The organism is Methylorubrum rhodesianum, from assembly GCF_014199985.1.
GTDB lineage: Bacteria > Pseudomonadota > Alphaproteobacteria > Rhizobiales > Beijerinckiaceae > Methylobacterium > Methylobacterium rhodesianum.
Genome location: NZ_JACHOS010000002.1, coordinates 240,805 through 252,630 on the forward strand (window position 1 = coordinate 240,805; position 11,826 = coordinate 252,630).

The window sequence follows — 11,826 nt, forward strand, 5'->3', positions numbered from 1 at the left end:
GCCTTCCATAGCACGGCCTCTCTTCTCAGGCCGCTTCGCCGAGCATGGCGCGACGCTGCCGGTCCAGTTCCTCGCTGTAGCGCTTTAGCGTGTGGCTCTCCGTCAATAAGCCGATGACCTTGCGGCTGTGCGTGTCGTCGAGAACGGCGAGCGTCTCGCTCTCGGCCTGATCGAAGGCGGCCGCCGCCTGCTTGACGGTCATGTCGGCGAGGAGAAACGATGTCGGGTAGCGGACGACGTCGGCCAGATGCGGCACCTCCCCGCCGTTCTCCGCGGCACGGGCATGGGCCTCGGGCACGAGGACGATCCCGGCATAGCGATCGTGCTCGTCCACCACGACCACCCGCGACGGTGAGCCCAAGGGATGGGCGCGCAGAAACGTCGCCATCGGCGTGTCGAGGGGAACCGGCCGGAGATCCTTGCGCATCATGCGCCCCACGGTGAGATTCCGCATCCAGCCGACATCGTGGGCACTGCGGATGGTCTCGCCGCGCAGATGGAAGCGCCACGTTGCGAAGGAGTAGCCGAAGGTCTTCCGTACCGTGAGCGAGGAGGCGATCACCGAGGCGAGCACGAGCCCGGTGACGGGGAAGCTTCCGGTCATCTCGAGGGCGAGAAAGGTCATGGTGAGCGGGCCGCCGACGATGGCGACGGCGAAGGCGCTCATGCCGACGACCGCGTAGCCGACCGGAGCGAGACCGAACGCTTCAAAACCGGGCCAGACCATCGGTCCGAGACCGGCGAACAGGCGTCCGACCAGGGCGCCGAGGAACAGCGAGGCGAAGAACAGGCCGCCGCGAAAGCCTGAGCCGATCGACATCGCCGAGGCGGCGGCCTTGGCGACGACGAGCCCGGCGAGTGCACCGAGCCCGGCCGTGGCTTCAGGGGCGAGGTAGATGTGGAGCGCGCCGTGTCCGGCGGAGAGCACCTGGGGCGTCGTCGCCAGCGCGAGGGCGCCGACGCACAGGCCGCCGAGGATCGGCCGCAGGGGCGCGGGCAATCGCGAGGCGCGAAAGCCCCTCTCCACAAGCGTGACGCCCCGCATCAGCAGCACCGCCAGTCCGGCGCAGACGAGCCCGAGAGCCAGGCAGGGCAGCGTATCGCCCGCATCCACGGCCGCGGTCTTGGCGAGCGCCAGCGCGCCGACATCGACGAAGGCGGGCTGCGGCGCGAGCGCACGCATCACCAGACTGCCGCACAGCGCCGCGACGACCACGGGGGCGAGCGTCGCGATCGTGTAGGTGCCGATGATCAGCTCGAACGCGTAGAAGGCGCCGGTGAGGGGCGAGCCGAAGGCCGCGGCGATGGCGGCCGCCGAGCCGCAGCCGACAAGGGTGCGCAGGTCCGAGCGCCGCATCTCGAAGGCGATGCCGAGCCGCGAGGCGATCCCAGCGGCGATCTGCGTGTAACCGGCCTCAAGCCCGACCGAGGCGCCGCAGCCGTTCGAGACCACGTTCTGCGCCGCCACGTCGAGTGAGCCGCGCAGCGACATTCGTCCGCCATGCAGCGCGTTCGCCTCGATGGGGTCGACCACGGCGCGCTTGTTCTTGCCGCGTCCCCGGGTCGAGATCAGGAGCAGCAGGCCGAGAACGGCACCACCCAGTGCCGGAGCCAGGAAGGGCAGACCCATCAGGCCCGCGGCTGGTAGATCCGAGAGGCTGCTGAGGCGCTGGCCGGCGGGAAGCCGATAAAGCCATTCGCGCAGCAGCTGGCTGGCGCCGCTCATGCCGGCAACGGCGAGGCCCCCCACGCAACCCGTGACGGCCGCGAGCAGCACGAGGGCCACTTCGCTTCCGCGCACCCAGGCCCGAAGCCGCGCCGGCGCCTGGACCAGCGGGGCCTTGGCGGAGGGAATTGTGGACGGATTCATCAGGTTCGTGGGGATTGAAGCCGAGCGAAGGCCATGGCGCCTATGCATTCGCCGTCTAGCACCGGGGGATCGACGGCGCGATCCGCCCTCAGATGCCTTCAAGGCGCTTGAAATGCCGCGAGGCTCGGGATAAGTCCCCCCTCACGTGCCGCCGTAGCTCAGTTGGTTAGAGCACTAGATTGTGGATCTAGGGGTCCCCCGTTCGAGCCGGGGCGGTGGTACCAATCCTTTCAGCGATATGGCCGGAGTCTGGGCAGCCGCTCAGGCTCCGGTTTGCTGTCGGGCCTGCTGCACTTGTGCCGGCCTAGGCTGTCGGGCGTGGTGAGCGCCATTCCCTTCGCAGCGCGCGCTCGAACGGTTTGCGATCGATGAAGTTCGGTCGCTGCGATTGTTCTCGGCACGCCACCATTTGGCTCACGCAGGTCGTGGCATCGGATCCGCGACGGTCTCCACACGGGCCCTGCGGTTGCCGCTCCCGCCGCACATGAACTCGGCTCGTCGTGTCAGCCGAGCCCTGAGGGCGATGGTGAAGGCGCGTTGCGATCCTCCCTGCTTCCGGCCCCCTGCGGTCGATCCGGCCGCACCGTGCTCCGTCGGGCGCTTGCAATGTCAGGGATGAGCTTCCAGCCCGCGTCTTCGCGGTTGCACCTGAATGAGGCAGGTGGTTCGTCGCGCGATGCAGCGCTGTCGGGCGAGGGCGAGGGCGAGAGCGTCGCCCGAACCCTTGGGCTCGACCCGTGACACCGCGTGTCGGGGGCTTCACCACGTTCGGCGAGGTCGCAGGCGTGGTCGCGCCGGTGTCAGCTGATCGCGGCCGGCTTCGGGATCGGCGACCGGCTGAGGCTCTGAATCTCACGCGGCGCCCGCCCAGCCTTCTGCGCGATTTCCGCTTCCTGCTCCGCGATGAGTTCGCGGGCCGGCTCGTCGCCGTCGAGGCCACCGAGGATTTCCATGGGCACGCGCCGGTTCGAAGCCCGCGTACCGTCTGCGTAGACGACGTCGAAGAGGACGAAGCCGCGTTGCTGCGGCAGAGATTTGGTGCGCTTGGACATGTGCGCTGATAGGCGCCCTCAGGCGACGTGCGCAATGGCAGCCGATGCAGGTGGGGTCATACCCGTGCTCGGCCGGGAAGGGCAGTGATGAACGAGTGGGTCCACCTCGACACCGGTGACGTGCCCGGTGGCGGCAAGAGCCTCGCCCTGATGCAGCGGGGGAGAGAGTTCTCGATCGTCGTCGGCACCATCGAATTGATGAACAGCACGCGCGGCCACTCGGAGGAAGCGCTCGCCTCGCTCACCTGCGCCCGGCTCTCGGATCGGCCGGCGCCGCGCGTGCTGATCGGCGGTCTCGGCATGGGCTTCACCCTGCGCGCGGCCCTTCGAGGTCTCGGGCCGGATGCGCGCGTCGTCGTCGCCGAGCTCGTCCCCGCGGTGGCCGCCTGGGCCCGGGGGCCCCTGGCTTCGGTCTTCGAGGGCTGTCTCGATGATCCGCGGGTCGAGCTTCGCGAGCTCGATGTAAACCGATTGATCCAGTCCGAACCCGCCGGCTGGGACGCCGTCCTCCTGGATGTGGATAACGGACCGGAGGGTCTGATGCGGCGCGCGAACGATCGCCTGTACGACGAGTGGGGGCTGAAGCGGGCGCAGTGGGCGCTCAAGCCCGGCGGCACGCTCGGCGTATGGTCCGGCACGCCGGACCGGAAGTTCAAGGCACGGCTTCAGCGGCTCGGATTCACCGTGGACGAAGTGCGCCTGCCGGCGAGCGGTTCGAGCGGCCCGCGTCACGTCATCTGGCTGGCGACGCCGCCCTGATCCCCTTCCCTCGAGGCACCGGTTGCTCGTCGGCCCGGGATCGGACCATCGAGAACGCAGCGAGCGCAATCAGCGCATCCGGCGACGCATCGGAGCATCACCGGATGCAGGAAGCGATCGCTTCTCAGCGATCGGCCTTCTCGCCCGCCACCGTGAGGTCGACGTAGCGTTTGGTCGTCGGGCCGATCAACTCGCGCACGCGGCGCGCCATCGCCTCCTCCTCCTGGAGCGATTGCCGAAAGCCCGTCAGGCTGCCCCCCTGCCCCGCCGCTTCGCCGATGGTGAGGAGGGATTCGTAGGCGGCGATCTCGAAGTTCTCGAAGGCGTGATTGGCGTAGGTATTCTTCAGGATCTCATCCTGCGCCGGCGTGTGGCCCAACGCCATCATGTTTCCGACGAAGCCCAGAATGCCTTCCTTGATCGTCGAGGGGCTGTCCCCGAGCGCCTGAAGCGCTTCCTCCAGACGGGTTCTCTGGCCGTGCGTCTCCTCGATGTGACGGCGCAACGCCTCCTCCATCTCGGGATACCGGGTGAGCCGTTCCACCTGACGCTCCATGATCTGCAGGGCCTGCATCTCCAGGGCGTGGGTGTTCTTCAATGCGGTGACGTAGATCTCACGCGTATCGAGCGCCATCGTCGGCTTCTCCTGTTCGAATGGATATGAATGAACCGGAAGGGAGGGCCGGCCGTCGGCGGCCGGGCCCGTCATCGCTCAGCCGATCTGCTCGCTCTGAGCACCACTGTCGGGGCGGGCCGGACCGAGCACCGGTTCCTGACCCATGGGCGCGTTCTGGACCACGCTGAAGTCGCCCTTACCGTCGAGCGAGCGGCCGCTCGTCCAACGGCCTTCCGGCGGCGGAGCACCGTCGCGATTGGTCGCGAAGAAGCTGTAGTTGTACTTCTGGTTCTCTTCCGATTGCGGGAACGAGTTCGGGATCGGAAGCGTACCCTCGTGGCCGCCGATCTCCTCGATCACGGAGAGCCATTGCTGCTGGTGCATCGTGTCGCGGGCGATGAGGAAGCTCCACATGTCCTTCATGCCGGGGTCGTTGGTGGCGTTGGACAGCCGCACGGCGAGGGTCCGGCCCGTCGCTTCGGCGGCGACGTTGCAGTACATGTCGGCGGCGAGATTTCCGCTGGCGTAGATGTGGTTCATGTCGAAAGGCACGCCGTCGGAATTACCGGGGAAGGCGGCCATTCCCGAAGACAGCAGGTGCTTGTGCAGCATCCCCTCGGCGATGTGGCGCGGGTTCTCACCGCCCATCACCGCCCCGACGATGGCATCGGCCGCGCCGGCCTCCTGGACCTTGGTGGGGGCATTCTCGAGATTCATCGCCACGGCCGTCGCCAGCATCTCGATATGGCCGATCTCCTCCGTTGCGGTGTGGAGAAGCATATCGCGATACTTCGTATTGGGCGCGCGATTGCCCCAGGCCTGGAAGAAGTACTGCATACAGACGCGGATCTCGCCCTCGACACCCCCGATCGCTTGTTGCAACATCCGGGCATAGATTGGGTCCGGGCTCTCGACGCGCACAGGATATTGCAGTCGCTTGTCGAAATAATACATCGGTACGATTCCTCGAATGCTCGATGGATGCGTGAAGCACAGCCCGCACAGCAGGGCACGTCCAGGTCTTTCAACCTGGCTCCGCATCGGCTTCTCTGATCGGGAAATCGCCTGACTCGCGCTTTGTTCAGCAGAAACTGAACGCAATCGTGACGCAAACATATGCTAATTTATTATAGCAAAGTGCATAAATTCATATGTATGGATCTATAGCCTCGACTGGACGAGCGGCCGGCCTGCCTGAACCGGGCTCTCAGGCCGCGGTCCGGCCGAGTTCCGCCACCAGTTCGCGGATGGCGGCCGAGGGGACCGGGCGGCTGAACAGGTAGCCCTGCCCCTCCTCGCATCCCTCGAGACGAAGCTGGTCGAGCTGGGCTTCGGTCTCGATGCCCTCGGCCGTGGTCGTGATGCCGAGACTGCGGCCGAGGCCGATCACCGAGCGCACGATCAGCCGCGCGTTGCCGACCGCATCGAGATTGCGCACGAAGGACTGGTCGATCTTGATCTTGTCGAAGGGGAAGCTCTGCAGGTAGCTCAGGGATGAGAAACCGGTGCCGAAATCGTCCATCGCCACCCGAACGCCGAGTCGCTTGAGCGTGTGAAGCGTTGCCAGGGTCGTCACGCTGTCGTTCAGCAGGACCGATTCCGTGATCTCCAATTCCAGACGGTGCGCCGGCAGACCGCTGGCGGAGAGCGCCTCCATCACCGCCCGGACCACCGCGGCGTTCTTGAACTGCACGGCGGAGACGTTGACGGCAACGCTGATGCCGCCGGGCCAGGCCGCCGCCTCGCTGCACGCCTTGCGCAGAACCCACTCGCCGATCTGACTGATGGCTCCGGTCTCCTCCGCCAACGGAATGAAGTCGGCAGGAGACACGTAGCCGCGCTCGGGATGGCGCCAGCGCAGCAGGGCTTCGCAGCTCGAGATTCGCTGCCGGTCGAGTTTGACGATCGGCTGAAATACGAGCTCGAACTCGCCGTTATCGACGGCCCTGCGGAGATCATTCTCCAGGGCGCGACGCTTGCGCAGTTCCAGATCCATCTCCTCCTCGAAGAAAGACCAGCAGCCGCGCCCGTTGGCCTTCGCACGGTAGAGGGCTAGGTCGGCGCTCTTGAGGAGCTTCTCGGGGCTCGTTCCGTGTTCCGGTGCAAGTGAAATCCCGATACTGACTCCCACCAACACGGTGTGGCCGTCGAGCAGGAACGGCTGCTGGAAGGCGGCGATCAGGCGCCTGGCGAGCGCGCTGGCATCGCTGCGCACATGGGTGCCCGACTGAACGATGGCGAACTCGTCGCCCCCCAGGCGTGCGACGAGTTCGGTTTCGCGCAGGCATCCCTGCAGCCGCTCCGCGACGCTGCGCAGGAGGCCGTCGCCGATCGGATGACCGAGCGTGTCGTTGACCTCCTTGAAGCGGTCGAGGTCGAGGCACAGGGTTGCGAAACCCGGACCGCTCCCCTCGGCGAGACGCGAGGCGGCTTCTTCGAGGCGCTCGCCGAACACCATACGGTTGGCGAGCCCCGTCAGAGCGTCCCGGCGCGCCATGGTGATGATCCGTTCCTCCGCCTCGTAGCGCTGGGTCACATCCTCGTAGGTGGCGATCCAGCCGCCTTCGGCGGTCGGCTGCTGCTTGAGAGACACGATGCAGTCGTTTCGGATCGGACAGCAGAGCGATCCGCTGACGCCGCGCTGGAGCAGGGCTTGCTGCTGCATCAAGAGATCGGCGGCTCGACCGTCCTCCGACGCGCCTTCGACCGAATGGGCGATGTCGCGGATGCTCATACCCGAATGCAGGGAGGCGGCATCGATGCCCAGCATGTCGCAGAACCGGCGGTTGTAGACGAGCAAACCTCCCTCGGCGTCGTAGAGGCAGAGCCCCTGGAGCATGTTGCTGAGGGCCGCGTCGAGCTGGGAATTGCTGCGCTTGAGCTGCTCCTCCTGCTCCTTGAGCAGGGACATGTCGCTGCAGACGGCGACGAAGCCGCCCCCCCGCGTCGGGCTGCGGCTGATGCGCAGCCAACGCCCGTCGGCGCTGCGCGTCTCGGCGGTGAGGCTGCCGGTTCCGGGCATCGCCAGAAGAGTATCCGCGACCGCCGATCCGCGGGCGTCGGCCAAGTAGCGATGCTCCGTCTCGGCCGGATCGAGTCCGAGCAATGCGGCGGCCCGGTCGTTGGCGAGGACGATGCGGCCGGCCGCGTCGACGACGACGATCCCTTCGATCGATCCCTGCACCGCATCGGCGAGCAAGCGCTGCGCCGACCGCCGCTGCGCCACCTCCTCCTGCATCATCGCCGCGATGTTGTCGCGCATCACCGCCATGGCGCGCAGCAGCGCGCCGAACTCGTCGGCGCCGCCTTCGGGCACCTTCACGGTCAACTCGCCCGCCGCGATGCGGCTGGCGACCGTCGAGGCATCCGCAACCGGCCTCACGATCTGCCGCAGCAGGAGCAGGGCGACGATGCCGGCGAGCACGATGGCGAACGACGTCACGAAGACGCTCAGTCTCACGTCGCGATCGACGATCGCCCGCGCGGTCTGACGGTAAGAGAAGCCGTCGCCGGCGGTGAAGTTGATCAGCAGGTCGATGTGCTGCTCGGCCACCGCTGCATGGGCGTCGAGTGCCTGCCAGACATCGACCGTCTGCTGATCCGGACCGAATTCCCGCCGTGCGGCGAGCCAGTGCGTGACGGCATCCTTCGCGGCGGCCGCCTCCCGGGTCGCGCGCTCGGATTGGGCCCGGTCCGCCGCAATCTCGATATCCTCCTCGAACGATTGCGTCAGCGCCTCGATCCGCGCCTCCAATTTGCGCCGCTCCTCGGCGTCGCCCGCAAGTCGTGCCCGAGAAACCGTGGCCTGCAGGGCCGCGAGGTCGGTCGCGGCGGCGCGGGCATAGTTGATCGACATCAGCGACTGGTCGTAGGTTTTGTCGACCAGCGCGCCCGTCGTCATGATGCCCTGAGCGGCATAGCCGCCCAGCATCGCTGTGATCCCGCTCAGCATCAGGAAGGCGAGGAAGATTCGGCCGCGGATGGTGCGGACGCCGCGCAACGCCGCATCGAGGGCCGCACGCCACCGCGGAATGCCTACAGGTTGGCGTGAAAGGGTCATCGGGCAAACGCTCGCTTCTCGCGGGCAGCATCCCCGATAATCGTTAAGGTAATCTACAGCGCCGATAATTTCGCGAAGGTAGCCCGGGATTTCGGCAAATGCGTTAATGCGAATGCAACCCCAGGAATGCTTGTTGGCCAAAGTCGAGACCGCAGAGGCGAGCTCGAAAGATTGGGGAGCTGGGCATGAGTGACGCGCGCCAAGGCAAGGCTCCGGTCAACCGGCGGCGCGTGGGTTCGGTCCTGCTTCTCACATCCCTCACGGCCTCCGGTGCCGCGCTGGCGCTTGCGGGCGACACGGTCTCCCTGAAGGTGACCCAGAAAGGCCGTGCCTTCGCACCGGGCGCAATCTCGCTGCAGGCCGGCGACGCCATCGCGATCGTCAACGATGATGGTGAGCTTGTGCACCACGCCTATCTGGAGAGTCCGGGCTTCAGCTTCGACACCGGCGAGCAGCTGCCGGGAAGCAAGACGGTGGTTCGCTTCCCGACTGCGGGCCAATTCACGATCTTGTGTGGCATTCATCCCAAGATGAAGCTCTCAGTCTCCGTGAAGTAGCTCGAGAAAATTATTCATCTCTACAATGAAATCACCATAAGCCAAAGTGATAGCGCTTCGGCCTCATCGTAGAATTTGGCTGGTTCATCGCCCTTGGCAGCGAAATCACGCTTCGCATTAAGGAAAAGTTAAGCCCCCGCCCCGAAGCTCGCTCGCATCGAGGTTGGAATGGCTTGGAAAATCGTGGGGGGCGCGGCGGCCCTCCTGTCGATCCTGCTGGGAGGCTTGGCGGTCGCGACGAACGGCGAGCCCGACCGATCGGCCACGCTGGCCGAGTACAGGCGCCCGTCGGCGATCCCGTTCCCGGACGACAATCCCTTCCGAACCGCCAAAGCGGAACTCGGTCGCGCCCTGTTCTTCGAGCCGGTCCTCTCCCGCGACGGCGAGCGGACCTGCGCCACCTGCCACGTCCCTGGTCGGGATTGGACCGATACTCATCCGCGGGCGCCCCGCAGCGATGGCGGCGTCATGGAGTTCCGCACGCCGACACTGCTGAACGTCGCGTGGACCGAGACGATCTACGGCTGGGACGGCAAATTCAACGGACTCGAGACGGTGGCCCGCACGCCCCTGACGGCGCCCGGCAACATGAACATGCCGCCCGAGGAGATGGTCCGACGCCTGTCCTCGGATCCGAACTATGTCGCGGCCTTCGCGAAAGCGTTCCCTGGGCCGGTGCCGGAGGGGGGACAGGTCACGCAGGAGCGCATCGAACGGGCGCTTGCCACGTTTCAACGCCTGATCATTTCCGGTCAGGCTCCGTTCGACCGCTGGGTCGAAGGCGACGCGCACGCGGTTGGTGCCGCGGCCAAGCGTGGCTTCGACCTGTTCAATGGCAAAGCCAATTGCGCGGCATGCCATTCAGGATGGAACTTCACCGACGGCTCGTTCCACGACGTCGGCGTCGCCAAGGATGGTGCGATCGGGCGGGGCCGCTTCTTTCCCAACTCGACGAGGCTGCGCCACGCCTTCAAGACGCCGACCCTGCGCAACGTCGCACGCCGGCCTCCCTACATGCACGACGGCTCGTTGACGACGCTGTCCGAGGTCATCGATCTCTACGACCGCGGCGGCATCGAGCGGCCAAGCCGTTCGCGCGACATCCGCCCGCTCCATCTCTCGGCGCGGGAGAAGGCCGACCTGATCGCCTTCATGGAAAGCCTCAGCGACGCCGGTGCCGAAGGGCCGGCCTACCAACCGATCGGAGTCGAGGCGCCGCGGCCGTGAGTGCGGCTGGTGACGGTTTCTCGCTTATCCATCAGTAATTGACGGTCGCGCGCAGGCCGACGATCGTGGCGTTGCGCAAACGTCGGCCGCGACCGTCGGCGAGACCGCCGCCGGGCCGCATGACGTATTGCAGGTCCGGCTGAAGGGTGAAGCCGGGAACGACCTCCGCCTGATAGGTGGCTTCAACCACCGTCTCGCTGCTGCGCAGCGGTCCCGATCCGACGCCGAAGACGCGCGCGTCCCGGTCGAAGGCGCGAGCGGCCGGGCTGATTCGGGAGTGGATGACAGCGAGGCCCAGCGTATCGTTGGGCCGGCCCGTGACGAGCCCTCTATAGGCCACGCCGGCATCGACGTAGAGGTCGATCAGATTTCGGTCGCTCGGCACCATCGAGACACGCAGGAACGCCGAAGCGCCGGCATTCTCTCGAGCCGGCTCGCGATAGATCGTCTGGTCGAGCATCGCGTAGAGGCCCGCATCACCGCGGAAGCGTCGGGCGATGCCGCTGGCCTCGGGGTCGGCCAGCAGCCGCCCTCGCACCTCATCGAGGCGCGGGCTGTCGAAGCGGCCGAAATGGTACCAGCCGCCCAGGGTCGCCGTGCCGGGCAGGCGCTCGGTGCCCGGCAGGCTGCGATAGGCATAGGCCACCTCGCCGATCAAAAGCGCCGGATCGTTGACGCGGAAATTGGTGCCGGTGCGGTTGCGCCGCTCCGGATCGGTGTCGTCGCCTTGGGGCGGCGTCCCAGCCGGATCGCCGTTGAATAGGCCGCCCTGAAACGAGAGTTCGTGCGTCGGCTCGTACTTCAGACGGATGGCCGGAGTAGCCAGCGGGTAAATCGGTCCGCCGCTCGGCATCACCACCGCACCGATGTTCGGCCAGCCGAAGCCGGCATTGACGAACACGACGGCCGACTGTGCGATGGCGAATTCGGTGTCCGCCGAGATCTGTCCGATCTTTACCGAGAACCGATCATCGAGGAAGCGCTGCTCGATCCACAATTCGAACAGGCGCGTAGACGGCAGTGCCTCGATGCCGCTGATCGTGGTGAGATTGTTGGCATAGCGCCGCGACATGCCGTGACCGTGGATCTGGAAGAAGTCCGTGTGGAACCGTGCGCCGCTCCACCCGGCGAGCTGGTCGAGGTCGATATCGAGCGAGGTGTCGAGGCGCCCGCCGAAGGTCGTCCCGCGCCGCAGGCCGCCGGAGCCGTTGGAAAATCCCTCGCCGATATAGGTGAGAACGTAGGTGATGCCCCGCTCGGCGAGGAAAGCGCGCAGGCCGAACGGGTCGCCGTAGGGCCCGAGCGCCTCCTGGATCGACCCCTGGTTCGTCACTGAAACCTGGTCCGACGTCCGGGATTGCGCGATTGCGGTCTGCGGGTCGCCGCCCGCACCCGTCAGCGGAAGCGCCAGGGGAAAGGCTAAGGCCGGCGGGGATTGAGCGGCTGCCGTGCCGGAGGCAGCGCAGAGCAGAGCGGACAGGGCAAGGATCCGGCTACCCCACTCAAGAGGGCGTAGCGCGGTCGCGGGGCGAGGTGTCGATTTCTCTCTCACGACATCGTTCGGCTCGAGAAATGGAGTTGTTCCGCGGGCCGCGATCCTCGGTCGAGGCGAGCGGCGCGGTGGCAACCTATCGACGGAGACTGAAGCAGGCGCAAATGACAGCCCTGCGAAGCGGGTCCGTTCG

At 66.6% G+C, this 11,826-nt stretch carries 9 protein-coding genes and 1 tRNA gene; 4 read left to right on the forward strand and 6 right to left on the reverse strand.

What is annotated here, in order from left to right; all coding sequences use genetic code 11:
* Window positions 1-25 precede the first annotated feature (25 nt).
* Window positions 26-1,870: a chloride channel protein gene (locus HNR01_RS03630; protein ID WP_183666675.1), complete on the reverse strand. Its 1,845-nt coding sequence runs from the start codon at window positions 1,868-1,870 to the stop codon at window positions 26-28.
* 147 nt (window positions 1,871-2,017) lie between these two features.
* Here HNR01_RS03630 and HNR01_RS03635 point away from each other — a divergent pair.
* Window positions 2,018-2,094 (forward strand) — tRNA-His (locus HNR01_RS03635).
* A gap of 576 nt (window positions 2,095-2,670) precedes the next feature.
* Here HNR01_RS03635 and HNR01_RS03640 read toward each other — a convergent pair.
* Window positions 2,671-2,922, reverse strand: a complete 252-nt coding sequence (locus tag HNR01_RS03640) for a hypothetical protein (RefSeq protein ID WP_153873664.1) — start codon at window positions 2,920-2,922, stop codon at window positions 2,671-2,673.
* Window positions 2,923-3,009: 87 nt separating this feature from the next.
* Between HNR01_RS03640 and HNR01_RS03645 the strand changes: the two genes are divergently transcribed.
* Complete coding sequence (locus tag HNR01_RS03645; protein ID WP_017486046.1) at window positions 3,010-3,681, forward strand: polyamine aminopropyltransferase; 672 nt, start codon at window positions 3,010-3,012, stop codon at window positions 3,679-3,681.
* A 124-nt stretch (window positions 3,682-3,805) separates the two neighbouring features.
* On the opposite strand, the gene HNR01_RS03650 is transcribed toward HNR01_RS03645, so the two are convergent.
* The 3 genes from HNR01_RS03650 to HNR01_RS03660 all read right to left on the reverse strand — a co-directional run bounded on the left by HNR01_RS03650 (window position 3,806) and on the right by HNR01_RS03660 (window position 8,357).
* The gene (locus HNR01_RS03650; protein ID WP_153873663.1) at window positions 3,806-4,315 is read right to left on the reverse strand and encodes a ferritin-like domain-containing protein; all 510 of its coding nucleotides are present in this window, start codon (window positions 4,313-4,315) and stop codon (window positions 3,806-3,808) included.
* Window positions 4,316-4,393: 78 nt separating this feature from the next.
* The gene (locus HNR01_RS03655) at window positions 4,394-5,251 is read right to left on the reverse strand and encodes a manganese catalase family protein (protein ID WP_017486044.1); all 858 of its coding nucleotides are present in this window, start codon (window positions 5,249-5,251) and stop codon (window positions 4,394-4,396) included.
* 253 nt (window positions 5,252-5,504) lie between these two features.
* On the reverse strand, window positions 5,505-8,357 hold the full coding sequence (locus HNR01_RS03660; protein WP_183666676.1) for an EAL domain-containing protein: 2,853 nt from the start codon (window positions 8,355-8,357) through the stop codon (window positions 5,505-5,507).
* 185 nt (window positions 8,358-8,542) lie between these two features.
* On the opposite strand from HNR01_RS03660, the gene HNR01_RS03665 reads away from it, so the two are divergent.
* The gene (locus tag HNR01_RS03665) at window positions 8,543-8,914 is read left to right on the forward strand and encodes a cupredoxin domain-containing protein (RefSeq protein ID WP_183666677.1); all 372 of its coding nucleotides are present in this window, start codon (window positions 8,543-8,545) and stop codon (window positions 8,912-8,914) included.
* Between the two features lie 168 nt (window positions 8,915-9,082).
* A complete protein-coding gene (locus tag HNR01_RS03670; RefSeq protein ID WP_183666678.1) occupies window positions 9,083-10,141 on the forward strand; it encodes a cytochrome-c peroxidase in 1,059 nt (352 codons plus the stop codon).
* A 31-nt stretch (window positions 10,142-10,172) separates the two neighbouring features.
* Here HNR01_RS03670 and HNR01_RS03675 read toward each other — a convergent pair whose 3' ends face one another.
* Window positions 10,173-11,693 (reverse strand): carbohydrate porin, encoded by a 1,521-nt coding sequence (locus HNR01_RS03675; protein ID WP_375373184.1) that lies wholly within the window; start codon window positions 11,691-11,693, stop codon window positions 10,173-10,175.
* Window positions 11,694-11,826 lie beyond the last annotated feature (133 nt).

Excerpts from the sequence above, each read along its gene's own strand:
- HNR01_RS03645 (WP_017486046.1), top strand. The coding sequence starts at position 3,010 with ATGAACGAGTGGGTCCACCTCGACACCGGTGACGTGCCCGGTGGCGGC.
- HNR01_RS03655 (WP_017486044.1), bottom strand. The coding sequence starts at position 5,251 with ATGTATTATTTCGACAAGCGACTGCAATATCCTGTGCGCGTCGAGAGC.
- HNR01_RS03665 (WP_183666677.1), top strand. The coding sequence starts at position 8,543 with ATGAGTGACGCGCGCCAAGGCAAGGCTCCGGTCAACCGGCGGCGCGTG.
- HNR01_RS03630 (WP_183666675.1), bottom strand. The coding sequence starts at position 1,870 with ATGAATCCGTCCACAATTCCCTCCGCCAAGGCCCCGCTGGTCCAGGCG.
- HNR01_RS03660 (WP_183666676.1), bottom strand. The coding sequence starts at position 8,357 with ATGACCCTTTCACGCCAACCTGTAGGCATTCCGCGGTGGCGTGCGGCC.
- HNR01_RS03640 (WP_153873664.1), bottom strand. The coding sequence starts at position 2,922 with ATGTCCAAGCGCACCAAATCTCTGCCGCAGCAACGCGGCTTCGTCCTC.
- HNR01_RS03650 (WP_153873663.1), bottom strand. The coding sequence starts at position 4,315 with ATGGCGCTCGATACGCGTGAGATCTACGTCACCGCATTGAAGAACACC.
- HNR01_RS03670 (WP_183666678.1), top strand. The coding sequence starts at position 9,083 with ATGGCTTGGAAAATCGTGGGGGGCGCGGCGGCCCTCCTGTCGATCCTG.